General features: G+C 72.9%; 20 protein-coding genes. 8 read left to right on the plus strand and 12 right to left on the minus strand.

Annotated elements, in window-relative coordinates; all coding sequences use genetic code 11:
* Positions 1-222 precede the first annotated feature (222 nt).
* Positions 223-1,773, plus strand: a complete 1,551-nt coding sequence (locus BLV02_RS24620) for a DEAD/DEAH box helicase (RefSeq protein WP_074946648.1) — start codon at positions 223-225, stop codon at positions 1,771-1,773.
* A 188-nt stretch (positions 1,774-1,961) separates the two neighbouring features.
* On the opposite strand, the gene BLV02_RS24625 is transcribed toward BLV02_RS24620, so the two are convergent.
* Complete coding sequence (locus tag BLV02_RS24625; RefSeq protein ID WP_141711354.1) at positions 1,962-2,642, minus strand: GntR family transcriptional regulator; 681 nt, start codon at positions 2,640-2,642, stop codon at positions 1,962-1,964.
* A 232-nt stretch (positions 2,643-2,874) separates the two neighbouring features.
* Between BLV02_RS24625 and BLV02_RS24630 the strand changes: the two genes are divergently transcribed.
* The 3 genes from BLV02_RS24630 to BLV02_RS24640 are packed head-to-tail and all read left to right on the plus strand — an operon-like array spanning position 2,875 to position 6,742.
* Positions 2,875-4,317: an FAD-linked oxidase C-terminal domain-containing protein gene (locus BLV02_RS24630; protein ID WP_069109174.1), complete on the plus strand. Its 1,443-nt coding sequence runs from the start codon at positions 2,875-2,877 to the stop codon at positions 4,315-4,317.
* A complete protein-coding gene (locus BLV02_RS24635) occupies positions 4,314-5,441 on the plus strand; it encodes an FAD-binding oxidoreductase (RefSeq protein ID WP_069109173.1) in 1,128 nt (375 codons plus the stop codon). The genes BLV02_RS24630 and BLV02_RS24635 overlap by 4 nt, the downstream gene beginning before the upstream one ends.
* Entirely contained in the window at positions 5,432-6,742 is a 1,311-nt protein-coding gene (locus tag BLV02_RS24640; protein ID WP_069109172.1) for a (Fe-S)-binding protein, read from the plus strand. The genes BLV02_RS24635 and BLV02_RS24640 overlap by 10 nt, the downstream gene beginning before the upstream one ends.
* A 5-nt stretch (positions 6,743-6,747) precedes the next feature.
* Here BLV02_RS24640 and BLV02_RS24645 read toward each other — a convergent pair whose 3' ends face one another.
* The gene (locus BLV02_RS24645; protein WP_074946650.1) at positions 6,748-7,524 is read right to left on the minus strand and encodes an IclR family transcriptional regulator; all 777 of its coding nucleotides are present in this window, start codon (positions 7,522-7,524) and stop codon (positions 6,748-6,750) included.
* A 47-nt stretch (positions 7,525-7,571) separates the two neighbouring features.
* Between BLV02_RS24645 and BLV02_RS24650 the strand changes: the two genes are divergently transcribed.
* Positions 7,572-8,960, plus strand: coding sequence for an NAD-dependent malic enzyme (locus BLV02_RS24650; RefSeq protein ID WP_069109170.1), 1,389 nt, complete (start codon positions 7,572-7,574; stop codon positions 8,958-8,960).
* 42 nt (positions 8,961-9,002) lie between these two features.
* On the opposite strand, the gene BLV02_RS24655 is transcribed toward BLV02_RS24650, so the two are convergent.
* From BLV02_RS24655 to BLV02_RS24700, 10 genes are all read right to left on the minus strand, one after another.
* Positions 9,003-9,779 (minus strand): nucleotidyl transferase AbiEii/AbiGii toxin family protein, encoded by a 777-nt coding sequence (locus BLV02_RS24655; protein ID WP_069109169.1) that lies wholly within the window; start codon positions 9,777-9,779, stop codon positions 9,003-9,005.
* On the minus strand, positions 9,779-10,591 hold the full coding sequence (locus tag BLV02_RS24660) for a type IV toxin-antitoxin system AbiEi family antitoxin domain-containing protein (RefSeq protein WP_069109168.1): 813 nt from the start codon (positions 10,589-10,591) through the stop codon (positions 9,779-9,781). Before BLV02_RS24660 ends, BLV02_RS24655 begins: the two co-directional genes overlap by 1 nt.
* Before the next feature lie 70 nt (positions 10,592-10,661).
* Positions 10,662-11,261 carry a hypothetical protein gene (locus BLV02_RS24665; protein ID WP_069109167.1) on the minus strand — a complete coding sequence of 200 codons (600 nt, stop codon included), beginning with the start codon at positions 11,259-11,261 and terminating at the stop codon, positions 10,662-10,664.
* A 44-nt stretch (positions 11,262-11,305) separates the two neighbouring features.
* Positions 11,306-12,886: a malate synthase A gene (aceB, locus tag BLV02_RS24670; RefSeq protein WP_069109166.1), complete on the minus strand. Its 1,581-nt coding sequence runs from the start codon at positions 12,884-12,886 to the stop codon at positions 11,306-11,308.
* Between the two features lie 93 nt (positions 12,887-12,979).
* Positions 12,980-13,579 carry a histidine phosphatase family protein gene (locus BLV02_RS24675; RefSeq protein ID WP_069109165.1) on the minus strand — a complete coding sequence of 200 codons (600 nt, stop codon included), beginning with the start codon at positions 13,577-13,579 and terminating at the stop codon, positions 12,980-12,982.
* Entirely contained in the window at positions 13,576-14,700 is a 1,125-nt protein-coding gene (locus tag BLV02_RS24680) for an ABC transporter ATP-binding protein (RefSeq protein ID WP_083288209.1), read from the minus strand. The genes BLV02_RS24675 and BLV02_RS24680 overlap by 4 nt, the downstream gene beginning before the upstream one ends.
* Entirely contained in the window at positions 14,697-16,499 is a 1,803-nt protein-coding gene (locus BLV02_RS24685) for an ABC transporter permease (protein ID WP_083288208.1), read from the minus strand. The genes BLV02_RS24680 and BLV02_RS24685 overlap by 4 nt, the downstream gene beginning before the upstream one ends.
* 2 nt (positions 16,500-16,501) lie before the next feature.
* Positions 16,502-17,668, minus strand: a complete 1,167-nt coding sequence (locus BLV02_RS24690) for an ABC transporter substrate-binding protein (protein ID WP_069109164.1) — start codon at positions 17,666-17,668, stop codon at positions 16,502-16,504.
* A 28-nt stretch (positions 17,669-17,696) separates the two neighbouring features.
* On the minus strand, positions 17,697-18,530 hold the full coding sequence (locus BLV02_RS24695; protein WP_069109163.1) for a MurR/RpiR family transcriptional regulator: 834 nt from the start codon (positions 18,528-18,530) through the stop codon (positions 17,697-17,699).
* A gap of 155 nt (positions 18,531-18,685) precedes the next feature.
* The gene (locus BLV02_RS24700) at positions 18,686-20,545 is read right to left on the minus strand and encodes an acyl-CoA dehydrogenase (RefSeq protein ID WP_069109162.1); all 1,860 of its coding nucleotides are present in this window, start codon (positions 20,543-20,545) and stop codon (positions 18,686-18,688) included.
* Between the two features lie 108 nt (positions 20,546-20,653).
* Between BLV02_RS24700 and BLV02_RS24705 the strand changes: the two genes are divergently transcribed.
* From BLV02_RS24705 to BLV02_RS24715, 3 genes are all read left to right on the plus strand, one after another.
* A complete protein-coding gene (locus BLV02_RS24705) occupies positions 20,654-21,148 on the plus strand; it encodes an META domain-containing protein (RefSeq protein ID WP_083288207.1) in 495 nt (164 codons plus the stop codon).
* Between the two features lies 1 nt (position 21,149).
* On the plus strand, positions 21,150-21,941 hold the full coding sequence (locus BLV02_RS24710) for an META domain-containing protein (protein WP_069109160.1): 792 nt from the start codon (positions 21,150-21,152) through the stop codon (positions 21,939-21,941).
* A gap of 301 nt (positions 21,942-22,242) precedes the next feature.
* Positions 22,243-25,761: a hypothetical protein gene (locus BLV02_RS24715; RefSeq protein ID WP_069109159.1), complete on the plus strand. Its 3,519-nt coding sequence runs from the start codon at positions 22,243-22,245 to the stop codon at positions 25,759-25,761.
* Positions 25,762-25,927 lie beyond the last annotated feature (166 nt).

Here is a 25,927-nt window from a genome sequence, read left to right on the forward strand (position 1 = left end):
AGCGTCTCCGTCGTCCGACGTGTCTCGAGGGGCGCGAACCGGTAGACTGCAGGCAAGCCAAGGCCTCGTGTTCGCATACGAGGCCTGATTCGTGCCCGAATTCTGTGACGGTGGAACGTCGAGGGAAAGTCGGGTACCCCGCGCCCTCGAAGGCTCACCGTGCGTCCGCCCGCTTGCGGACGTGCTGGGGTGCGCTCCCGCGCTCTACCGATTCGGAGCACAGTGACTTCGTACGACCCTGCCGGCACGTCCGGCACCGACTCCCGTCCCTACCGCCAGCGGCCCGAGCGCCGTGGCGGCCCTCGTCGCGACGACGGCGGCCACCGGCGTGAGGGCGGGTTCCGCCGCGACGGCGACGGCCTCGGCCGCGAGGGTGGCCGTCCCTACGGCCGTCGTCCGTTCCGCGGCGACCGCCGCCAGGGCGGGCGTCCCAACGACCGCCGCTCCTTCGACCCCGCCCGCCGCGCCGCCATCGACGCGTTCGACCCGGCCGGCTCGGCGTTCTCCGGCATGGGCGTGCCCGAGCGCGTCGTCAAGATCCTCGGCGTCGACGGCATCGTCGAGCCCACCCCCGTCCAGGCGGCGGTCATGCCCGACGCCATGGCCGGCAACGACGTCCTCGGCCGGGCCCGCACGGGCTCGGGCAAGACGCTCGCGTTCGGCCTGCCCATCCTCGCCCGGCTGGCCGGCGAGCGCAGCGAGCCCAACCGCCCGCGTGCGCTGATCGTCGTCCCCACCCGCGAGCTGGCCGGCCAGGTCACCGCCGCGCTCGAGCCGCTGGCCGAGCCGCTGCGGCTGCGCATGGTCACGGTCTACGGCGGCGCGCCGTACGACCGCCAGATCCGCCGGCTCGACCGCGGCGCCGACATCGTCGTCGCCACGCCGGGCCGCCTGAGCGACCTCATCGAGAAGGGCATCTGCAAGCTCGACGACGTCGAGGTCGTCGCGCTCGACGAGGCCGACCACCTCTGCGACCTCGGGTTCTTCCCCGTCGTCGACGAGCTGCTCGCGGCCACGCCCGAGGGCGGGCAGCGCATGCTGCTGTCGGCCACGCTCGACGGCGACGTCGACAAGCTGGTCCGCCGGCACCTCAACGCCCCGGCCAAGCACGAGATCGACCCCGACGCCGGCTCCGTCACCACCATGGACCACCACGTGCTCGTGGTCGGCCCGTACAACAAGCTCGAGATCATGACCGAGCTGATGAAGGCCAACCCGCGCAGCATCGTCTTCACCCGCACCAAGGACGGCGCCACCCGGCTGGCCGAGGACCTCGAGGACGCCGGCGTCGCCGCCGTCGACCTGCACGGCGACCTCTCGCAGCGGGTCCGCGAGCGCAACCTCGACCGGTTCCGCTCCGGCCGGGCGAAGGTGGTCGTCGCCACCGACGTCGCGGCCCGCGGCATCCACGTCGACGGCGTCGGCATGGTCGTGCACTTCGACCCGGCCGGCGAGCCGAAGTCGTACCTGCACCGGTCCGGCCGCACGGCCCGCGCCGGCGCCACGGGCGCCGTCGTCACGGTCGCGACGCCGCGGCAGGTGCGCGGCATGGGCGACCTGCTCCGCCGCGCCGGCGTCACCGCGAAGAACGTCGACGCTCGTGCCGTCGAGGGCCCCATCACCCCGACGGCGCTGGCCGACGCTCCGGCCATGGCGCCGGAGCGCGAGCGGCCGCGGTCGTCCGGCAACGGCCGGCCGAACCGCTCCGGTCGTCCGTACAAGGGCGGCGGCGCCGGCCGCGGCCGCCCGTCGGGTTACCGCCGCCGCGACTGACAGCACGACGACACCACGCGCCGCCGCGAGCCCATCCCGGGCTCGCGGCGGCGCGTTCGTGTCAGCCGGCGGCGACCGGCCGGTAGCGCACGTTCACGATGGCGACGGGTCGGTCCCCTCGGTCCGGTGCAGGCGGACGGGCACGGCGAGTTCGTGCGTCACGTGATGCTCCCCCCGACGTGGTGGTGTCATCGGAACGTCGGAGCGCCGGCGCCGGCCTCGACATCGCGGCGGGTGGCGGCCACGTGGTCGCGGGCCAGCCGCCCGGCCGCCGTGGCGTCGCGGCGCCTGATGGCGTCGACCAGCGCCTCGTGCTGGCGGCGCGAGCCGTCCTGCCGGTGCGGCGGGACGGTGGAGAAGTAGAACCGGGCCCGCATGCTCAGCGTGCGGACGAACCCGGCCAGCAGGGTGTTCTGCGAGCAGTCGGCCAGGGCGCTGTGGAACTCGGCGTTGATGCGGGCCAGCTCGACCGGGTCGGTGGAGCGCCGCTGCCGGCCGAGGATGTCGTCGAGGATGGCCAGCTGCTCGCCGGTGCGGCGCTCCGCCGCCAGGGCCGCGGCCTGCGCCTCGAGGAGCGTGCGGCTCTCGAAGAGGTCGGCCAGCTCCTGCTCGCTGCGGCCGCGGACGAACGCGCCCTGGTGTGGCCGGAACTCGATCCAGCCGTCGACGCCGAGGGCGCGCAGGGCCTCGCGGACCGGGATGTGGCTGATGCCGAGCTGCTTGGCAAGGCCGTCGGCGTTGAGGTGCGCGCCCGGTGGCAGCACGCCCTGCAGGATGGCCTCTTCCAGCAGGTCGCGGATGTGCGGCGCGGTGCGTCCGGCGCGGTGGGTGCGACTCAGCGGTGCGAGGCCGGCGATGCCGGTGGACACGATGCGACTCCCTCCGCGCGACCAGCCAGATCCTATCTGATCGGTGGGGCGATCCCGAGTGTCGCGAGCGGAGAATTGCGCAGATCAGCGGCGGCTCCAGCGGCTTTACCGCCCGGCAATGACGCGGAAACGACAGCGTGATCCTATAGGGCATTCAGGGCTGGTTGACCGCCGCGAGCGGCCGGATCTAGGGTATCCGTATGGTGAGGTATCGTCTTCCGGATCGCGGAATATGAGTTGGTCTGCCGAGCTGACCGAGGCACTCGGCCGGGCGAACGTCATCACCGACCCGGCCCGGCTGCGCACCTACGAGTGCGACGGCCTCACCGGCTACCGCGTCCAGCCGGCCATGGTGGTGCTGCCACGGTCCGCCGCCGAGGTGGCCGCGGCCGTCCGCGTGTGCGCCCGGCACGGGGTGCCGTTCGTCGCCCGTGGCGCGGGGACGGGGCTGTCCGGCGGCGCGCTGCCGGTGGCCGACGGCATCGTCATCTCGTTGCAGAAGCTGCGCCGCGTCGTCGAGGTCGACCCCGTCAACCTGCGCGCCGTCGTCGAGCCCGGCGTCACGAACCTCGACATCAGCCGGGCGGCGGCGCCGTACGGGCTGTACTACGCGCCGGACCCGTCCAGCCAGCAGGTCTGCACCATCGGCGGCAACGTCGCGGAGAACTCCGGCGGCGCGCACTGCCTGAAGTACGGCTTCACCGTCAACCACGTGCTGGCAGCCGAGGTCGTGCTCGCCGACGGCACCGTCACCACGCTCGGCGGCGACTCCGCGCAACTGCCCGGCTACGACCTGCTCGGCGCGTTCATCGGCTCCGAGGGCACGCTCGGCATCGTCACGCAGGTGACCGTGCGGCTGCTGGCCAAGCCGGCCGCCGTCCGCACGATGGTGGCCGACTTCGCGACGGTGGCCGGCGCGGGCGACGCCGTCACCGGCATCATCGCGGCGGGTATCGTCCCCGCGGCGATCGAGATGCTCGACAACCTCGCCATCCAGGCCGTCGCCGCGTCCACCGAGAGCGTCTACACGCCCGACACCGTCGCCGCGCTGGTGGTCGAGCTGGACGGCCCGCCCGACGACATCGCCGAGCAGTTCGACGAGGTCCAGCAGATCTGCCGCGAGCACGGCTGCACGAAGGTCATGGTGGCCGCCGACGCCGAGCAGCGGGCGCTGATCTGGACGGGGCGCAAGGCCGCGTTCGCCGCCGTCGGGCGCATCAGCCCCGACTACTTCGTCCAGGACGGCGTCGTGCCGCGCGGGCGGCTGGCCGAGGTGCTCGGCCGCATCGCCGCGATGGCCGACGACGCCGGCATCCGGGTCGCGAACGTCTTCCACGCCGGCGACGGCAACCTGCACCCGCTGGTCCTCTACAGCGAGGCCGAGGGCGAGCACGACCGCGCCGAGCGGCTGTCCACCGAGATCGCCGAGCTGTGCGTCGAGCTGGGCGGGTCGCTGTCGGGCGAGCACGGCATCGGCGCCGACAAGGCCTGCTCGATGCCGCGGATGTTCGGCGAGGACGACCTCGCGACCATGCTCCGGCTGCGTGCCGCGTTCGACCCGGACGGCCTGTGCAACCCAGGCAAGGTGTTCCCGACGCCGCGGCTGTGCGGCGAGCGGCCGGGGAAGTACCGGCCGCACCCGCTGGAGGAGGCCGGGGTGATCGAGCGGCTATGAGCACCGCGACGACGTACCGGCCGGCGACGCTGGCCGAGCTCCGCGACGCGCTCGTCGGCAGCGCGCGCGAGCGGCTGGCCGTCGCGGGGGCCGGCAGCGCCTCGGCATGGGGCGGCGAGCCGGTGCACGACGCCGTCCTCGACACCACCGCGCTGAACGGCCTGATCAGCTGCAACCCGACGGACATGACGGTGGCCGTGCAGGCCGGCATGCCGTTCGCGACGGTGCAGGAGACGCTGGCCGAGCACGCCCAGTGGGTGGCGCTCGACCCCGCCCGCGCGGGCACCGTCGGTGGGCTGATCGCGACGGCCGACGCCGGCCCGGTACGGCACGCGTTCGGCGCCCTGCGCGACTGCGTCATCGGCGTCACGGTGGTGCTGGCCGACGGCACGGTGGCGCGCTCAGGCGGGCACGTCATCAAGAACGTCGCCGGCTACGACCTCGCCAAGCTGTTCCACGGTTCGCTCGGCACGCTCGGCGTGCTGGCCGAGGTGGTGCTGCGGGTGCGGCCGCGTCCGGCGGCGACGGCGACGCTGGCGGTCCCGTGCGACGCGGCCACGGCGTTCGACCTCGGCGGCCGGCTGATCCACGGCTCGCTGGAACCCGTGGCGGTCGAGTGGTGCGACGGCACCCTGCTGGCCCGGTTCGACGGCACCGCCGGCGGCGTCGAGGACCGGCTGCGACGGGCCCGCGCCCTCGCCGGGCCGGACGCCACCGAGGCGGCGCCCGACGCCTGGTCCGTCGTCGCCGAGCTGGTCCGCGGCGCCGACGGCGACACCGTCGTCCGCCTCGGCACGGCACCGGACCGCACGCCGTCGCTGGCCGGCCTGGTCGCCCGCACGGCGGCCGAGCACGCCGTCGACGCGACGATGACCAGCAGCCCGTTCGCCGGCGCGCACACCGTCCGGCTGCGTGGCGGGACGGCGGCCGCGCACGCCGCGGTCGTCACCGCGCTGCGCGCCACCCACCCGGCGACCACCGTCTGCCGGTGGACCGACGGCCTGCGTGCCGAGCTGCCCGCCTGGGGCGAGCCGCCGTCCGCCGTCGCCGTCCTGCGCGCCGTCAAGCGCGCCTTCGACCCCGACGACCGGCTCGGCCGAGGGAGGTTCGCGCCATGGTTCTGACCCCCGGTTCCTTCGACGAGCACCGGCCGCCGCGGCGCGAGCTGCTGGACGAGTGCGTGCACTGCGGGTTCTGCCTGCCCACCTGCCCGACGTACGCGGTCGACGGCGAGGAGATGGACTCGCCGCGCGGCCGGATCTACCTGATCGACCTCGCCCAGCGCGGCGAGATCCCGCTGGATCGCACCATCGCCGGGCACATCGACTCCTGCCTGGGCTGCCTGGCCTGCGTGCCGGCCTGCCCGTCCGGCGTCCAGTACGACCTGCTGCTGGAGGCGACCCGGCCGCAGCTGGAGCGGCACGTCCCGCGCACGCGGCGGGAACGGGTGGTGCGCCGGGCGATCTTCGCCGTGTTCCCGTACCCCGCGCGCATGCGGGCCGCCGCGCTGCTCGGCGTGCTGTACCGGCGGCTCGGGCTGCGGGCTCTGGCGCACCGGCTCGGCCTCGTCGACCGGCTGCCGGCCGAGCTGCGCGCCGCCGAGGACCTGCTGCCGCCGGTGCCGGTCCGGTCGCTGTTCCGCCGTCCGCCGCCGGTCGTGCCGGCCGCGGGGGAGCGGCGGCTGCGGGTCGCCTTGCTGGAGGGCTGTGCGCAGCGGGTGCTGTTCGGCGACGTCAACGCGGCGACGGCGCGGGTGCTGGCGGCCGAGGGCTGCGAGGTCGTCGTGCCGCCGAGCCAGCAGTGCTGCGGCGCGCTGAACCTGCACGCCGGACTCGAGGACGACGCCGCGGCCCGGGCACGACGGCTGATCGACACGTTCGAGACGGCGCGGGCCGACGTCGTGGTGGTCAACGTCGCCGGCTGCGGCTCGTCGATGAAGGAGTACGACCGCCTGCTGGCCGACGACCCCGTCTACGCCGAGCGGGCCGCCCGCTTCGCCGCGTCGGTCCGCGACGTCACCGAGCTGCTGGCCGAGCTGGAGCCGCGGGCGCCGCGGCACCCCGTCCAGGCCAAGGTCGCCTACCACGACGCCTGCCACCTGGCGAACGCGCAGCGGATCCGCCGCCAGCCGCGCGACCTGCTGCGCGCCGTCCCCGGGGTCGAGCTCACCGACATCGCGGAGGCGGAGATCTGCTGCGGCTCGGCCGGCATCTACAACCTGGTGCAGCCGCGCATGGCCGAGGAGCTGGGCCGGCGCAAGGCCGCGAACATCGAGGCGGCCGGGCCGGACGTCATCGCCACCGCGAACGCCGGCTGCCTGCTGCAGGTGCGCCGCTTCCTCAGCGCGGACGTGCCGCTGGTGCACCCGATCGAGATCCTGGACGCGTCCATCCGCGGCGTCGCGCTGGAGCGGGCGCGACGATGACCGCGTCAGGCCCGGCTCTGCCCGTTCAGCTCCTCGGAGAGGTCGCGGGCGGCGCGGGTCAGCAGCGGGACGGCGCGGGCGACGACGTCGTCGGTGACCCGCGACGACGGCCCGGAGATGGACAGCCCCAGCCTCGACGGCGCGTCCGGCACCGCGACGGCGACGCAGCGCACCCCGAGCTCCTGCTCGCCGTCGTCGAGGGCGTAGCCGCGGTCGGCCGTCAGCGCGAGCTCGCGGCCGAACGCCGCCGGGTCGGTGATGGTGTGCTCGGTCTGCTGCGGCATGCCGGTGCGCTGCAGCATCTCGCCCACCGTCCGCTCGGGCAGGGTGGCCAGCACGGCCTTGCCGACGGCGGTGCAGTGGGGCCAGACCCGGCGGCCGACCTCGGTGAACATCCGCATGGAATGCCGCGAGGGCACCTGTGCCACGTATACGATCTGGTCACCGTCGAGCATCGCGAGGTTCGCCGACTCGCCCAGCTCGTCGACCAGGTGAGTGAGCTGCGGCCGTGCCCACGTGCTGAGCATGGTCGAGGAGCTCTCGCCGAGCCTGATCAGGCGCGGCCCGAGGGCGTATCGTCGCGACGGCTCCTGACGCAGGTAGCCGAGGTCGACGAGGGTACGGACGATGCGGTGGATGGTCGGCAGTGGCAGTTGAGAGGCCGTGGCCAGCTGGGACAACCCCATGCTGCCGCCGTGGTCGGCCATGGTCTCAAGCAGGCCGAACGCCCGCTCGACCGACTGCACGCCACCCGAGCGAGCCCGCGACGACTCGGTTTCCACACAGCAGATACTAACGTCCGCGATACAGAACTATTGGGAGACACCGCATGGCAACGCCCAGCCCGGGATACGCGATCACGGTCCGTGTCGAGGCGCCGTCCTCGTCGACGGCCACCAGCGGCCTGGCCGCCGCCGTCAGCGCGGCCGGGGGCGCGCTGACCGCCCTCGACGTCGTCGAGTCGTTCGCCGACCGCCTGGTCGTCGACGTCACCTGCGACGCCGTCGACTCCGACCACGCCGAATCGATCACCAAGGCGCTGACGCAGGTCGCCGGCGTCACCGTCCGGAAGGTGAGCGACCGGACGTTCCTCATCCACCTCGGCGGCAAGCTCGAGGTCAGCCCGAAGGTCCCGCTCAAGCACCGCGACGACCTCTCCCGCGCCTACACCCCCGGCGTGGCCCGGGTGTGCCTGGCCATCGCCGAGAACCCCGAGGACGCCCGCCGGCTCACCATCAAGCGCAACACCGTCGCCGTCGTCACCGACGGGTCGGCCGTGCTCGGCCTGGGCAACATCGGCCCGGCCGCCGCGCTGCCCGTCATGGAGGGCAAGGCGGCGCTGTTCAAGCAGTTCGCCGGCGTCGACGCGTGGCCGGTCTGCCTCGACACCCAGGACACCGACGAGATCGTCTCGATCGTCAGAGCTTTGGCGCCGGTGTACGGCGGCATCAACCTGGAGGACATCGCGGCGCCGCGCTGCTTCGAGATCGAGGCGCGGCTGCGCGAACTGCTCGACATCCCCGTCTTCCACGACGACCAGCACGGCACCGCCATCGTGGTGCTGGCCGCGCTCTACAACGCGCTGCGCGTCGTCGGGAAGTCGCTCGACTCCGTCCGCGTGGTCGTGAGCGGCGTCGGCGCGGCCGGCCACGCGATCATCCGGCTGCTCGCCGCCCAGGGCGTCACCGACATCGTCGCCTGCGACCGCCGCGGCGCCGTCCACGCCGAGAACGGCGAGGGCCGCGACGAGTTCCGCCGCTGGATCGCGCAGAACACCAACCCGCGCGCCGCCACCGGCTCGCTGCGCGAGGTGCTGGCCGGCGCCGACGTCTTCATCGGCGTGTCCGGCCCGAACCTGCTCACCGGAGAGGACGTCGCCACCATGGCGCCGGACGCCATCGTGTTCGCGCTGGCCAACCCCGACCCCGAGGTCGACCCGATCGCGGCGCGCGAGCACGCCGCCGTCGTCGCGACCGGCCGGTCGGACTTCCCCAACCAGATCAACAACGTGCTCGCCTTCCCCGGCTTCTTCCGCGGCATGCTCGACGCCGGCGCCCACCGCATCACCGACGCCGTCATGCTGGCCGCCGCCCGCGCCATCGCCGATGCCGTCGGCCCGGACCAGGTGAACGCCAGCTACATCGTGCCGTCGGTCTTCGACCCCGAGGTCGCCCCCGCCGTCGCCGCGGCCGTCAAGCACGCGGCGCAGTCCGGCTGAGCCCGAGGCGCGACGGCCCGGTCTGTCCGGGCCGTCGTCGCCTCAGTCGATGTGCGACAGCAGCTGATCGATGATCAGCTCGGCGGCCGTGTCGATGCCATAGCCGTCCGGAATCTGCGCGACTAACGGTCCGAGATCGCTTCGAAAGGAGTTGTCCGCGACCTTGCCGCGCAGATTGGCGATCGCCCGCGCCGACGTGAAACTGTCGGGCCGGTATGGCCCGAAGGCCTCGAGAATCTCCGTTGGAGGGATCTCGAGCTCGACCAGGGCGAGCCACAGGTCGAACAGGTCGCGGCCCTTCGAGCGCTGATACAACGCCCGGATCTTCGTCGCCACCAGTTCGGAGGTCTGGAAGGTCAGGACGTCTGCGGCGCCGGCCCACCACGCCGACTCGACTCGATGCCGGCGGCGAACATGCGGAATCGCCGGGGATCGCTCGTGCGTGTTGACTTCGATCTTGATCCGCAGAGGGATACCGTCGGCGGAGGTGGTACGCCAGTGCACTTTGGGGTGCTGGGTGATGCGCGTGCGCACCTCGTATCCCAAGGAGTGACCCAGTTCGGTGAGCGCGTGCGTCAGGTCGCGGATGCCGCCGCCAGTCGCCCGCACGTAGTCGAGATCCTCGCTGTAACGATAGGCGGCGCCCATATGGAGCTTGTGGAACGCGGTGCCGCCTCTGAACACGAGCTCGTCGCCGAGATAGGGATCCGCCGCGATCTCGCAGATCGCCCGCGAGAGCAACAGATCCTGTTCCACCTGTGCGGGCGTGGGCCAGGAATGCGTGAGCGACCATGAGGTCACAACGGTCGGCGGGATCATCAGACATCCACCTCAACGTCGCGGTTGACCCGGAGACGCCAGTCGCGATCGAGTTCGCTGGTGGTCGGGCCAGCCGCGTCCAGCAGCGACGGTGCGGTGGCCTTGCTCTGAACGACGTCTCGCAGTGGTTCCAGTTCCAGCTCGGGCCCGAATCGGTCGAGGACCCAGCCGGCCCGGCGCCCGGCAGCCGCCGGATAGTTGTGAGCCAGGTCGGCGAGAGTGCCGACGTCGATGCCGTCGTCGTCCGCGAGCTCGGCGATGACCGTGGCGGCGTTGGTCACTCCGCCGGCGATGTCGATATCAGCCGCGACATCGAGGATGGTGGCTTCGCGGGTCGAGACCCGCGCGTGCCCCGAGCGGGTAGGTCGTTCGATGACGGGGACCGCGCCTACCGATTCGCGGGTCATGAAGGTGAACCGCGTGCGGCCGACCTGCTTCGCCCGAATGTGCCGGCTCGTCGCCACCTGGAAAACCTGCGGTGCCTGATGAGCGGCTCCATGGATCTCCGCCGCAGACAGCCAGCCGACGTAGTAGTCGGTGTGCAAGTGCCGCATGACGGTGTCGACGATCTCGATCCCGGGCGGCGCCCCCCACGTCCGGTACTCCGGATGGACGGCCATCCAGAGACCATGGGCCGGCATCACCCACTCGCCGCGCCGTGCTGGGGCGTGGAGGCGGCGTCGTACCTGGTCCGGGGGCACACCGAGGAGCTGCGCTGCCTGAGCGGTCGTGACGGCGACGAGACCGCGCGACAGCAGCCAGTCTGCCAGCTCGGGCGCGCGGACGCGCTCGTCCTCGAACGATGTGTTCATATTGCCTATCGTCACGGAAAGCGTGACGATAGGCAATTCAGGCATGAGTTGCTGGGCCGCCGCGCCGCTGTCAAGCAGGCGGCTCAGTCGGGCTGACGGGGTGCCAGGGGGGCAGGTGCTCGGAGTCGCGCGGGTAGAGCTCGTGGTCGCGGCGCAGCAGCTCCACCTCGCCCGGCCCCCAATGGAGGAACGGCTCTTCGTCGAAGTGGTAGTGGGGGAGAGCCGTGCCGTCGCGGTACAGCTGGATCATGGCGCGGTACCACGCGCCGCGCCCTCCGGCCTCGTACATGGATCGGCGCAGTGCGGCCGCCGCCTCGGCGACGGCCGGCAGGTAGTGCAAGTTCCGGTAGTGATGGCCTTCGCCTGGCATCCTGACGACGACGAACATACGGACCTCGTCGGCGGCGGCACCGACATCGACCGTCGCCTTCTGCCAGTGCTCGGGGAGCTCGGCCAGCAGGGCATAGCAGAGCCGCACGAGGGGGTCGTCGGTCGAGGGTGGCGGACGGTTCAGGTCGAGCCGTGCCAGCGGGTTGCCGTCCTTGTCGGTGGTGGGTGGCGGATCGAGCTGTCGCGGATCGGTCATCGCCGTGCGCATCGTCCGGCCGAGCTCCTCGTCGCTGAGCGCGAGGAGCTCGGCCGCCTCGTCGCGACCTGCGCTGTCGCTCATGTGGCCCATCATACCCGGCCACAATGTATGCGGCCGGGTCGCGATCAGGGCATCCGCTCGTAGGCGGGCAGGGTGAGGAAGTCGGTGTAGTGGTCGGCGAGGGCCAGGTCGGTGAAGGTGGCCCGGGCCTCGGCCCAGTGGCCGCCGCTGAAGTCGGCGCCGATGGCCGTGCACTCCTCGTCGATCAGCCGCTCGACGAGCTCGCGGGTGACCCGCTGGCCGTCGGCGAGTTCGACGCCGTTGTGCAGCCACTGCCAGACCTGGCTGCGGCTGATCTCGGCGGTCGCGGCGTCCTCCATGAGGTTGTTGATGCCGACGGCGCCGAGGCCGCCCAGCCAGGCCGCGAGGTACTGGATGCCGACGGAGATGTTGCCGCGCAGGCCGGCCTCCGTGACGTCGCCCGGCGTGGACGCGACGTCGAGGAGCTGGGCGGCGGTGACGTGGACGTCGTCGCGGGTGCGGGAGATCTGGTTCGGCCGGTCGCCGAGGACGGCGGTGAACGCGTCGCGGCAGACCTCGACCATGCCCGGATGGGCCACCCAGGAGCCGTCGAAGCCGTCGCCGGCCTCGCGCTCCTTGTCGGCGCGGACCTTGGCGAACGCGGCCTCGTTGATCTCCGGATCCTTCGACGGGATGAACGCCGCCATGCCACCGACGGCGTGCGCCCCGCGCTTGTGGCAGCTGCGCACCAGCAGCTCGGTGTAGGCGCGCATGAACGGGACCGTCATGGTGACGGAGTTGCGGTCGGGCAGCACGAAGTCGGTGCCGCGGGTGCGGTGGGTCTTGATGACGCTGAACATGTAGTCCCAGCGCCCGGCGTTGAGGCCGGCCGAGTGCTCGCGCAGCTCGTAGAGGATCTCCTCCATCTCGAACGCCGCCGGGTAGGTCTCGATGAGGACGGTCGCGCGGATGGTGCCGCGCGGGATGCCCAGCGCGTCCTGGCCGATGACGAACGCGTCGTTCCACAGCCGCGCCTCGAGGTGGCTCTCCATCTTCGGCAGGTAGAAGTAGGGCCCCTGGCCGCGGTCGAGCTGCTTCTGCCCGCTGGTGGCGAGGTACAGCGCGAAGTCGACCAGCCCGCCCGACGTCGGCTCGCCGTCGACAGTGATGTGCTTCTCCGGCAGGTGCCAGCCGCGGGGGCGGACGACGATGGTGGCCAGTGGCTGGTCGGTGCGCAGCGCGTAGTGCTTGCCGCCGGGGTTGGTGAACTCGATGGTGCCGTCGATGGCGTCGCTCAGGTTCAGCTGCCCCTGGACGACGTTCTCCCACAGCGGCGTGTTGGCGTCCTCCTGGTCGGCCAGCCACACCTTGGCGCCGGAGTTGAGCGCGTTGATGGTCATCTTGCGGTCGGTGGGGCCGGTGATCTCGACCCGGCGGTCCTCCAGGCCCGGCGCCGGCGGCGCGACCCGCCACGAGTCGTCCTCGCGGATGTCCTTGGTCTCGGCGAGGAAGTCGAGGTCCGCGCCGGCGGCGATGGCGGCGCTCCGTTCGGCGCGACGGCGCAGCAGCTCGAGCCGGCGCGGGTTCAGCTCGCGGTGCAGCCGCTCGATCAGCGCCAGCGCGGACGGCGTGAGCACCTCGTCGAACCGCTCGTGCATCGGACCGGTGACCTCGATACCCGCCATCGTCGCGCTCCTCAAAATTCCGCCATTCGGAAACTGCTATCTGCATAACAGAATACGAGGAGCGCGAAGGCGCGGTCAACCGACTTCGGACCGTCAGTCGGTGCTGTCGCCCACCTCCTCCGGCCCCGGCGCGACGTTGAAGGCGCGCAGCCGCGGCCGCGGGCCGCCGAGGTCGAAGACGGTCAGGCTGCCCGGTGGCACCGGCACCAGCGCGGCCGGCTCGAGCGCCACCAGCGTCTGGCAGGCGGCCCGGATCGGACCGCCGTGCGTCACCACGAGGTGCACCCCGCCGGCGGCGACGAGGTCCTCGATCGCCGCGGCGACCCGCAGCCGCAGCGCCGTCAGCGGCTCCGCGCCGGGCGGCAGGTAGGACCCCGCGCGCCAGGCGGCGTACCCGCCGTCGCCGGTGGCGACCAGCTCCTCGTGGGTCCGCCCGGTCCAGGCGCCGAGGTCGGCCTCCTGCCAGCGCGGATCCAGCCCGCTGACGGTGACGCCGAGCAGCTGCGCCGTCTGCTGGGTGCGCAGCAGCGGCGAGCAGGTGACGTGATCGGGCCGGTAGCGCGCCACGTACGGCGCGAGCGCCCTGGCCTGGCCGCGTCCGCGCGCCGACAGCGGACGGTCCTCACGGCCCTGCAGCCGGCGCTCGGCGTTCCAGTCGGTCTCGCCGTGGCGGACCAGCAGCAGCATCGTCATGCGGTCTCCATCCGCGCGCCGCCGGGGTCGAAGACCGCGTCCGGGCGGTCCGGCACGCGCACCCGCGCCAGGCTGCCGAGGGCCGCCGTCGGCTCCTCGTCCTCGACGACGGTGACGCGGTCGCCGCCGCTGGTGCCGGAGAGCAGCCACCGTCCGGCCAGCGGGCTGGACTCGATCACCTCGATCTCCAGGGCGCCGGCCGGGTCCAGCGTCAGCGACTCGGCCCGGTACATCAGCCGCACCGCCGTCCCGTCCGGCAGCGGGCTCGGCCCGAGGTCGACGCCGTCGCGCTGGAAGCGGCCGCGGGCGACGACGGCGGCCAGGACGTTGGCCGGCGGCGTGCCGACGAACGCCGCGACGAACGCGCTGGCCGGCCGGCGCAGCAGGTCCGCCGGCGACCCGAACTGCTCGATCCGGCCGTGCCGCATCAGCGCCACGTGGCTCGCCATCGTCATCGCCTCGACCTGGTCGTGGGTGACGTAGACGCTGGTGGCGCCGGTGGCCCGGTGGATGCGCAGCAGTTCGGCGCGGGTCTCGACCCGCAGCTTGGCGTCCAGGTTGGACAGCGGCTCGTCGAACAGCAGGATGGCCGGCTCCGGCGCCAGCATGCGGGCGATGGCGACGCGTTGCTGCTGGCCGCCGGAGATCTCGCCCGGATAGCGTCCGGCCAGCTCCGCGATGTCGAGCAGGCGCAGCACGTCGGCGGCGCGCTGGGTCCGCCGCGCCTTGTCCAGCTTGGCGATCTTCAGCGGCCATTCGACGTTGCGCCGGACGGTCATGTGCGGCCACAGCGCGTAGCTCTGGAACACCAGGCCGGCGCCGCGCCGGCCCGGCGGGACGGTGACGCCGCGCTGCCCGCTGGCGACGGTGCGGCCGCCGAGCCTGATCTCGCCGCCGGTGGGGCTCTCCAGCCCGGCGAGCATCCGCAGCGTCGTCGTCTTGCCGCAGCCGGACGGGCCGAGCAGCACGAGGAACGAGCCGACCGGCACGGACAGGTCGATGCCGTCGACGGCGGCGGTGTCGCCGTAGTCGCGGCGCAGGCCGACGAGTTCGATCGCAGGGCCGGTGGACGTGCCGGGCTCGGTGGCCGGCGGCGTGTCGGAGCGCAGCGCGTGGTTCATCGTTCCACCCAGGGTTGGGCCGCCCCTTGCAGACGGCGTGCGAGCACGGTCGCGCCGACCGAGATGGCGGCGATGATCACGGTGATGGCGTTGGCGAACTGGGCGAAGCCCTCGGAGGCGTAGCGGTACGTGACGACCGACAGCAGCGGCGTCGCGGGCGTCACCAGCAGGACGACCAGGGAGAGGTCGCGGACCATCTTGACGAAGACGAGGACGCCGCCGGCCAGCAGGCCGCGGGCGGCCAGCGGGACCACGATGCGGCCGAGCCGCCGGGTCATGCCCGCGCCGGCCATGACGGCGGACTCCTCCAGCTCGCCGGAGATCTGCCCGACCGAGCTGCGCCCGGACTGCGCCGCGAACGGCAGCGTGTAGGCCGCGCCCGCGATGACGAGGATGGCGAAGGTGCCGTAGAGCGCCGGCAGCGGCCCGATCGGGCGGCCGAACTGGGCGATGAACGCGGCGCCCAGGGCGATGCCCGGGATGAGGAAGGGCAGGAACGACAGCAGCGTCAGCGCCTGGGTGACCAGCGGCGCGCCGCGCAGCCGGGTGACGACGTAGCCGACGGCCAGGCCGAGGACGGTGGCGGCCGCGGCGACGGCCAGCCCGAGCAGGACGGTGGTGGCGGCGGCCTCGATCACCTGCGGGTTGCGCAGGACGCCGCGCTGTCCCTGCGCGAACGCCGGGTCGGACGCGCCGGTCCAGAAGTGCAGCGTGAATCCGTCGGTCAGGGAGTTGGTGCGCCGGGCGAAGCTGGACAGCAGCAGCACGACGGCCGGCAGCACGGTCGTCAGCGCCACGGCGGTCAGCGCGAAACCGGCGGCCGCGGGGCGGTACCGGCCCAGCTCCAGCGTGCGCCGCCGTCCGCCCTTGCCGGTGATGGTGGCGTACGAGCGCCGCCCGTCCACCAGCCGCGTGCTCAGGAACAGCACGATCGCCGCCACGGCGATCAGCAGCAGGCTCAGCACGTAGCCGCGCTCCACCTGCCCGGTCGAGATGGAGCCGTACAGGCGCGTCGACAGCGTCTGGTAGCGCACCGGCAGCCCGAGCAGGGCGGGGCTGGCGAAGTTGCTGACGCCCTCGGCGAAGGCCAGCAGCGCCGACGACACCAGCGCCGGCATCACCACCGGCAGCGCGATCGACACCGCCACGCGCGCCCGGCTGGCGCCGGCCACCTCGCCGGCCTCCAGCAGGTCGCCCTTGACGCCGGCCAGCGCGGCGGCGACCAAGACGAAGGTGAGCGCGTAGTAGTGGGCGACGAGGGTGGCGCTGATCGGCAGCGCGCCCCAGGCGAGCCAGTCGGGCACGTCGAGTCCGAGCCCGTGCAATAGGCCGACCCGCCCGCCGATGCGGTCGTTGCGGAAGACCGTCTCCCACGCCAGGGCCAGCGCGAAGCTGGGCAGGGCGAACGGGATCGACGCCAGCAGGCCGATGGTCTTCTTGAACCGGACGTCGGTCATGACGACCAGCCAGGCCAGGCCGCCGCCCAGGATGATCGAGCCCGCGGCGGTGGCGAACCCGATGACCAGCGAGTTCGTCAGGGGCTCGTAGAACAGGTTGCGCGACAGCGGGCTGGCCAGGACGTCGCCCCAGGCCGTCAGCCCGTCGGGGCGCAGCGTGGTGGCCACGAGGCCGGCCAGCGGCGCCACCACCAGGACGGCGAGGACGACCGCCGTCACCGTGCCGAGCAGCACGACCGGCGAGCGCAGCAGGGTCAGCCCGCGCCAGAGCCGCCCGCCCGCCCCACCCCGCCCCGGCGGCGGCGGAGCGGGCGGCGCCGGCGGCCGCGACGTGACCGCCACGGTCAGCCGAGGGTGAGCAGGAAGTCGGCGACCTCGGCGCGGCGCTCGGCCACGGCCGCCGGGTCGATGATCCAGGCGCCGAGGTCGTCCAGCGCGACCGCGTCGGCGGGCGGCACGACGTCGGTGCGGACCGGATAGTCGCCGGCGACGTAGAACGGTTCGAAGCCGGGGCCGCCGGTCTCGGTGTCGTCGCCCATGAGGAAGTCGATCAGCAGCCGGGCCGCGGCCGGGTGCTCGGCGCCGTCGACGATGCCGAGCAGCGCCGGGAAGGCGATGCCGTTGGCCGGTGCGACGTCCGTCGCCACCTGCAGGGCCCAGCCCTCGTCCTCGTTGTCGCGGCGGTCGGAGTAGGAGGTGAAGCCGACCGGCGGGGCGTCCTGGCCGATCTGGCCGACCGCGGCGTTGACGTTGTCGGTGTCGTCGACCAGCACCACGTCGTTCTCGTAGAGATCCTGGAGCCACTGGCTCCCGGCGTCGGGCACGCCGTCGTCGAGCTGCAGTTCGGTGCCGGTGAGGTCCTGGTAGGCGGCCGCCAGCTCGTCCGACCGGAGCGTCAGCTCGGTCGCGAGGTCGAGATAGTCGCCGCGCACCGCGGGGTCGACCATGACGACGCGGCCGGTCCACTCCGGCTGGGTGAGCTCCCAGAGGTTGCTCACCGGCGGTCCGTCCGGATGGGCGTCCTCGTTGTACATGAGCACCTTGGTGGACAGCCGCTGGGCCAGCAGCGGCTCGCGATACCGGTCGGGGACGACGTCGTCCAGGCGCGGCGGGACGTAGCCGTGCAGCAGCCCGGCCTCGACCAGTTCGGTCAGGACGACGGGCGCGTCGGACAGGTAGGCGACGTCGGCGCCGGGCGTCCCGGCCTGCGCCTCGGCCTTGATCCGGGCGATCTGCTCGGTCGCGGAGATGTCGTTGCCGACCAGGTCGACGCCGGGATAGGCGGCCTCGAACGCCGTCTCGACCTCGGCGATCCGCGAGGTGAAGGAGTAGACGACGACGCTGCCCTCCTCCTGGGCCTGCTCGTAGAGCTCGTCGGCCGAGGCGTCGTCGAGGGCGTCGGCGGTGGCCGGCGCGGCGGGTTCGGCGGAGTCGGGGGTGCCGCCTCCGCAGGCGGTGAGGGCCAGAGCGAGTGGGGCGGCGAACGTCAGGGCCGTGCGGGTGCGGGGCATCGTTGCTCCTGATGGGACGTGCCGGTGGTCACTCGTCCAGACGGTCCAGCAGAGACCGGAGGTCTTCCAGGGCCTGGAGCGTGCGGTCGGGTTCCAGCCGGGCAAGGGTGAGGATCAGGGAGTTGGTGACCGCCATGGGCACGGTGAGCGACTGGAACTCGCGCCCGGAGCCGCGCGGCGCGGCGAGGACGTGGTCGGGTCGCTCATCGAGCGTCGTGAGGGTGTCGGTGATCAGCAGCGATCGTGATCCGGCCGAACGCGCGCGACCCAGCACGGCGGACAGGTGGCGAGGTGGATTCAGGAAGGCGAAGGCCACGACCACGTCGCCCTCGCGCAGGCCGACCAGGTGTTCGGCGAGGTCCCGGCCGGAGGTCGGCAGCGGGGTCGAGCGCAGGCCGTACCGGCGCAGCCGCCGGTGCAGGAGCTCGACCAGGACCGTGGCGTTGCCACGGCCGTAGACGTAGACGTGCCCGGCCCCCAGGATCAGCCGGGCGGCGGCGTCGACGGCGTCCTGCGACACGTGCCGCGGCAGGTCGTGCAGCGCCGCGATCTCGTCGGCGATCAACGACTCCAGCGGCCCGTCGGCGCCGGCGTGCTCGAGGCGGCGGCGGACCCGCTCGGCCGGGGTGGCGCCGCCCAGGAGGTCGTGCTGGAGCGCCTCACGCAGCGCCGGGTAGCCGGGGTAGCCCAGCTTCTGGGCCAGCTTCGTGGCGGTGGCCTGGTGGACGCCCGCCCGCCCGGCGACCTCGCCGGCCGGCAGGAACGCGGCCTCCGTAGGGTGCGACAGGACCACCTCGAGCAGCTGCCGGTCGGCCTGGGTCAGGCGGCCGGCGTGCTCGGCGAGGCGCTCCTGCAACGTCATGGAGACAGCATTCGGCAAGAGAGTTTGCCAGTCAAGACTTGACGGCAAATCTACTTGCCAATATCGGGTCCGGCATGGCGACGGCCCTCGGACCGTGGGTGGTACGGTCCGAGGGCCGACGTGCGGGGGCGGCGGTCAGCCGCGTGGGCGACGGGTCAGAAGGCGGCCTCGTCGAGGTCCATCAGCGCGTTGTCGGTGGCCTCGGCCACGGCCCGCTCGGCCGCCAGCCGGGGCAGCACCTGCCGGGCGAAGAACTGCGCGGCCGCCACCTTGCCGTCGTAGAACGCCTGGTCCTTGGCCGACACCTCACCGTCGAGCTTGGTCAGCGCCACGGCGGCCTGGCGCAGCAGCAGCCAGGCCACCACGAGGTCGCCGGCGGCCAGCAGCAGCCGGGTGGTGTTCTGGCCGACCTTGTAGACGTTGCGGACGTCGCCGCCCTCGGTGCGCTCGTCGGCGGACATCAGGAAGCCGACCATGGTGCCGAGGATGCCCTGGACGTCGGCCAGCGCCTTGGCCAGCAGCTCCCGCTCGACCTTCAGCCGCCCGCCGCCGAGCTCGTCGTCGATGGTCTGCTGGACCTGCTGCGAGATCCAGCCGAGGGCCTGCCCGTTGTCGCGGACGATCTTGCGGAAGAAGAAGTCCTGGCCCTGGATGGCCGTGGTGCCCTCGTACAGGGTGTCGATCTTGGCGTCGCGGACGTACTGCTCGAGCGGGTAGTCCTGCAGGAAGCCCGAGCCGCCGAAGGTCTGCAGCGACTCGGAGCCCAGCAGCACCCACGACCGCTCCGACCCGTATCCCTTGACGATCGGCAGCAGCAGGTCGTTGACCCGCTCGGCGTTGGCGTCGGTCTCGCCACGTGCGGCCGCGGCCGCGACGGCGTCCTGCATGGTGGCGGTGTAGAGCACCAGCGCCCGCATGCCCTCGGCGTGCGCCTTCTGCGTCATCAGCGAGCGGCGGACGTCGGGGTGGTGGGTGATGGTGACGCGCGGCGCCGACTTGTCGGTGGCCCGGGTGAGGTCGGCGCCCTGGACCCGCTCCTTGGCGTAGTCGAGCGCGTTGAGGTAGCCCGACGAGAGGGTGGCGATGGCCTTCGTGCCGACCATCATGCGGGCGTACTCGATGACCTGGAACATCTGCGCGATGCCGTCGTGGACGTCGCCGAGCAGCCAGCCCGTCGCCGGCTCGCCGTCGCCGAAGGTGAGCTCGCAGGTCGTCGAGACCTTGAGGCCCATCTTCTTCTCGACATTGGTGGCGTAGACGCCGTTGCGCTCGCCCAGCTCGCCGGTCTCGGGGTCGAAGCGGATCTTCGGCACGATGAACAGCGACAGCCCCTTGGTGCCGGGGCCGCCGGCGCCCTCGACGCCGACCGGCCGGGCCAGCACCAGGTGGACGATGTTCTCGCTCATGTCGTGCTCGCCGGACGTGATGAACCGCTTCACGCCCTCGATGTGCCAGCTGCCGTCGGGCTGCGGTAGCGCCTTGGTGGTGCCGGCGCCGACGTCGGAGCCGGCGTCGGGCTCGGTGAGCACCATGGTGGCGGCCCAGCGGCGGTCGATCATGATCTCGGCGATGCGCTGCTGCGCCTCGGTGCCGTTGCGCCAGATGACGCTCGCGAACGACGGGCCCGACGCGTACATCCAGGCGGCGGCGTTGGCGCCGAGGATCAGCTCGGCGGCGCCCCAGAACACCGACGGCGGCAGCGGCGTGCCGCCCAGGCCCTCGGGCAGCGCGAAGCGCCACAGCTCGGAGTCCATCAGGGTGTCGAAGCTCTGCCGGAACGCCTCGGGGACGGTGACGGTGTGGGCGGCGGGGTCGAAGACGGGCGGCGTGCGGTCGGAGTCGGTGTACGACGCGGCGAGGTCCTCGCGGCTCATGCGGTCGACCTCGGCCAGGATGCTGCGCACCGTGTCGGCGTCGAACTCCTCGTAGCGCCCGCTGCCCAACTGCGCGTCGCTGCCGAACACGTCGAACAGCGCGAACTCGATGTCGCGCAGGTTGGACCTGTAGTGGCTCATCGCTTCCTCCGTCAGCCCGTTGCTACCAGCCGGTAACCCCATGGTGCTACTTGTCGGTAACTTCGCGCAACCCAGGAACGGCGACGGCCCCGCGTCCGTCTCACTGACATGCGACGACTAGGAACCTTCGCCGCGGTGGCCGGCATCGCCCTGCTGGCGGCTTGCGGCGGCAACGACAGCGGCGACGACACCACCGCCGTCCCCGGCGACTCCGGCGCCGACGGCTCCACCGAACCGGCCGTGCCGGTCGTCGGCAGCCGGTGGGTGCTCGAGGAACTGCAGGCCGCGGGCGCGACCATCGCGGGCCCGGCCGACCCGCAGGCCTACTTCGAGATCGACGAGAACGGCGACGTCACCGGCTCCACGGGCTGCAACGGCTTCAGTGGGTCGGCCGAGGTGAGCGACGCCAGCATCACCTTCCAGCCGCTCATCTCCACCCGTCGCGGCTGCTCCGGCGACCTCGGCCAGATCGACAGCTCGATGCTGACCGTGCTCAGTGGCGAGGTCACCGTCGAGGTGTCCGGCGACGTCCTGACCCTCACCAACGCCGAGGGCGAGTCGCTGACCATGCAGGCCTCCGACGCCCCGTCGACCGATCTGTGACATGCGACGCCCAGCGGCTGGCTTCGGCCTGCTGGGCGTCCTGCTGACGCTGGCCGCCTGCGGCGACACCGCCGCGGGCGACACCGACACCGACGGCGATGCCGGTGCGGGCGCGGCGCTGTTCGGCCGCACGTTCGTCTCCACCGAGAACATCGGCATCCCCGGCGGCGGCCCGCTGACCCTCGCCTTCACCGACGACGGCCGGCTGCTGGCCACCGCCGGGTGCAACAGCACGAACGGCCCGGTCGAGCTGGCCGGCGGCCGCATCGCCGTCGCCGACCTCGGCATGACGGCGATGGGCTGCGAGCCCGACGTCATGGCGTCCGACGAGTGGGTCGGCGAGCTGCTCGCCGCCGAGCCCGCCTGGGAACTGGGCGACGACGGCGTCCTCGTGCTCACCGCCGGCGACCGCGGCGTGGCGCTGACCGACCGCGACGTGCTGGACCCGCCGGTCGAGCTGACCGGCCGGCAGTGGGACGTCGAAGGCCTCTCCGACGGCCAGACCGCGTCGTCCGTGCCGGTCGGCGTCACGGCGTTCCTGCGCATCGACGGCGACGTCCTGAGCGGCAGCACCGGCTGCAACGACGTCAGCGGCACCGTCATGATCGACGGCGACGCCCTCACGGTCACCGATCTCGCCATCACCGAGGTGGCCTGCGAGGGCGCGGAGCAGTACGTCGAGGGCGTGGTGCTGGCCGCGCTCGACGGCGCCGTCCGGTTCGCCATCACCAGCGACCGGCTGACGCTCGAGGCGCCCAGTGGTTTCGGCCTGCACGCGGTGGCGGCGGCTTGACAGCCCGCGGCGCCGTTTGTCACGGTTCGGCGCGGCTTTCCACAACTGATCCACAACCTGTGGGTCGCGCCGGGTATCGGCGCGTCCACCGCCACGTCGGTGCAGGTGAAGGCCCCTCGGGCCCTTACTCCGAGGGGTCTTCTGCGATTTCTATCGCATCCGCGGATGAACACCGCGTTACGACACGGCGTCTCCCCGCCATCGGTTCGAGTTGGTCCGTCCGTATACAACCGCTTTGCCGTTGCCGTTACATTGATCACCGAGAACGGCGGAGATGAGAGTGGCCGGACCGGGAGGCAGAGTGCGCGACAGGCTCAGCCGCGCCGAGTCGGTGCTGCGCTCCGCCGCGGCCCGCGGCGGTGAGGCCGACCTCGGGCGCGACATCGATCCGCGCTCCGTCGAGTCCGCCGACGTGTGGGACGAGTCGCGCACCGTCCGCGCCCGCATCGTCGACGAGGTGCTGCGCGACGCCGGCGGTGTGCCCGGCGCCGCCGTCCGGCTGACCGGCGCCCGCATCACCGGCGGCCTGCAGCTGCGCGACGGGCGGCTGGAGCGGCCGCTGCGGCTGGACATGTGCTGGATCGACGACATCCTCGCGCTCTCCGAGCTGACGGCGGCCGGCGTCGAGCTGGTCCGCTGCCGGGTGCCGGACCTGCGCACCGCGTCCGTCGACGTGCAGAACGCGCTGGCCGTGCGCGAGTGCCTGGTCGGCTCGGTCAGCATGGTCGACACCCGCGTGCACCGGTCGGTGTCGTTCGAGGACAGCCGGTTCCAGGGCCGCTCGACGCTGTTCCACGCCCGCAACCTCAGCGTCGGCGGCGACCTCCTGCTCACCCGCGCGCGGCTGTTCGCGGCGTCCGGCGAGGCCGTCGACGCCGAACGGCTGCGGGTCGACGGCGGGCTGGGGCTGGTCGGCGCCCGGGTCCGCGGCCCGATCGTGCTGTCCGGCGCGACCGTGGCCGGGAAGGTCGATCTCACCGACGCCGTCCTGCGCAACCGCCACGGCGTCGCGCTGGACGCCCGCCGGCTGGTCGCGGGCGGCGTGCAGGCCCACGGCCTGCGCTGCAGCGGCACCGTCGACCTCGGCCACGCGGCGGTGGCCGGCAGCGTCGTGTTCGACGGTGCGGTGCTGGCCAACCCGGGCGGCGACGCGCTGGTCGCCAGCGACATCGAGGCCGACCGGCTGGAGGCCGAGAACGGCGCTCGCATCCTCGGGCGCATGCTGATCCCGCGCGGCGTCGTCCGCGACACCCTCGCGTTGCGCGGCGTCGAGATCAGCAACCCCGGCGGGTACGCGATGGTCGGCATCGGCGCCGCGGTCGGCTCGCTGGTGGCCGACCGCGCCCGGCTGGTCGGCCGGGTCATGCTGGACGAGCTGGAGGCGACGTCGGTCCGCCTCGTCGGCACCCGGGTCACCAACCCGGACGACTCCTGGGCGGTCAGCCTGCAGTCCGCGACCGTCCGGCGCGACCTCAACCTCGAGCGGCTCTCCGCCAAGGGCGGGCTGAACATCAAGGGCATCCGGGTCGGCGCCGCGGTCTTCCTCACCGGCGCCAGCCTCGACGGCGGCTACCGCGCGCTGGCCGCGTCGCGCGCCGTCATCGGCGAGCGGATGGTGCTCGGACGGCGGTTCCGCTGCCGCGGCGACCTCGACCTCGCCCACGCCGACCTCGGCAAGAGCCTGGCCATGGACGGCGTCCGGGTGCAGGGCCAGCTGCGGCTGTTCCAGGCCCGGGTGCGCAGCGACGTGCTGCTGCGCGGCGCCTACATCGAGGCGTCCGGCATGGGCGTCGACGCCATCGGCCTGCGGGTCGACGGCCGGCTCACCGCTCGCGGCATGGTCTGCGACGGCGCCGTCCGGCTCACCGCGGCGGTCGCCGACAGCGTCGTGCTGACCGGCGCGCAGATCTACAACCCCGACGGCAACGCGCTCATCGCGCCGCGCATGGAGGTCCGCGGCGACCTCGTCGTCGGCGACGACCCGTACTCGTCCGACCTCGGCGGCTTCTGGGCCGACGGCGGCCTGGTGCTGCGCGACGGCAAGATCGGCGGCGACCTCGTGTTCGACGGCGCCGTGCTGCACCGGCCCGACCACCGGGCGGTCGACGGCACGGGCGTGCAGGTGGGCGGCAAGGTCTCGTTCGAGCGGGCCGAGGTCGAGGGCACCGTCGCGTTCGACCAGTCGCACGTGCGCCGCCGGTTCGTGCTCAGCGACTCGACGCTGGCCGGGCGCGGCGTCGGGTCCGCCGACGGCGTCATCGTGTTCAGCGCCATCCAGGCGACGTCCGACGACTTCCTCGTCGACGGCGGCGTGTTCCACGGCGCGCTGCGGCTCACCGGTGCGACCTTCTCGGCCGGGATGAGCCTGCGGCACGCGCGGTTCACCGCGCCCGGGCAGACCGCGCTGCTGCTGCCCGAGGTCAGCTGCGGGGTGTTCCGGCTGACCGCCCTCGACGTCGACGGCGCCGTCATCGTGGCGCGGTCCCGGGTCGGCGGCGACCTCGTCCTCGACGGCGGCCGCTACCACCACCCGGGCCGGTTCGCCGTCGACGCCGCGCAGGTCGAGGTCGGCGGCTCGTTCCTCGTCCGCGACGCGGAGCTGACCGGCGGCGTCGCGCTACGGCGGGCCGAGGTGGGCTTCAGCGTCGTGCTCACGGCGGTGCGGGGCGAGACCGGCGAGCGCGACGACGGCCGCGTCGCCGTCGGCGAGATCGTCGCGGCCTCCGGGCTCAAGGTCGAGGGCAACCTGGAATTCCGCGACGTCGAGCTGACCGGGCAGTTCTCGCTCGCCGAGGCGGTGCTGGCCGGCCGGCTGCTGGTCCGCGGCCGCACGACGCTGACGAACGCGGGCCGCACGGCGGTGTTCGCGCCGAACCTGCGGGTGTCCGGCGCGGTCGAGCTGGGCTCGCGCCGCTCCACCGGCAACGGCCCGCTGACCATCGTCGGCGAGGTGCGCCTGGACCGCGCGCACATCGGCGAGCTGTCCTGCGAGCAGGTGACGATCAGCCAGGACCACGCCGCCGACTCCCGCGCGGCCGGGACCGAGCAGGAGCGGCCGCTGGTCTCGTTGCACGAGGCCGAGGTGGCCCGGCGCATCCTGATGAACGACCTCAGCGTCGCCGCCACGCCCACCGGGCTGCGGGCGCTGATCGACCTGTCCGAGCTGCAGGCCGGCACGGTCGAGCTGCCGGCCGGCGAGATCGCCGTCGACCTGCGCGGGTCCGAGGTCCGCACGCTGGTCATGGACCCCACCGACACCTCGATGGTCATGCTGTCCGGCCTCACCTTCGACGACCCCGGCGACGCCGACGTCGACACCGCGCTGGCGTGGCTGCGCCGCGACCCGACCGGCTACCAGCACCAGGTGTACGAGCAGCTGGCCAATCACTACCGCCGCTCCGGCGACGACGCCTCCGCGCGGGCCGTCCTGCTGTCGCGGCTGCGGCACCGCCGCGACCTGCTGCGCACGTCGTCGTTCGGCCAGTCGCTGATGAAGGGCTGGGGCTACCTGCAGGATGTCACCGTCGGCTTCGGCTACCGGCCCGGCCTGGCCGCCATCTGGTTCGTCGGCCTGCTGGTGTTCGGCACGGCGTACTTCTGGGACAAGACGCTGGACCCGGTCGAGGTGAACGTCCACCCGACGTTCAACCCGTTCGGGTACACGCTCGATCTGCTGATCCCGATCCTCAGCCTCGGCCAGGACGCCGCCTGGGACCCGCGCGGCCCGGACCTCATCGTGGCGTACGGGCTCGTCTTCAGCGGCGCCGTCCTGGCCACGACCGTCGTCGCCGCCGTCACCCGGGTGCTGAACCGCCGGTAGGGCGTGCCGGGGGGGTGGCCGAAACCATCCACCTTTTCAGTCGTCATAGCAGCGCAAAAGGTTGATGATCATGGACGGAGGTCACCTCAGTTATCCACAGATTCTGTGCACAGGGCTGTGGGAAAACGGCGGGCCACGCTCAGCCGGTTGTGGACAGCCTTGTGGG

The organism is Jiangella alba, from assembly GCF_900106035.1.
Taxonomy (GTDB): domain Bacteria; phylum Actinomycetota; class Actinomycetes; order Jiangellales; family Jiangellaceae; genus Jiangella; species Jiangella alba.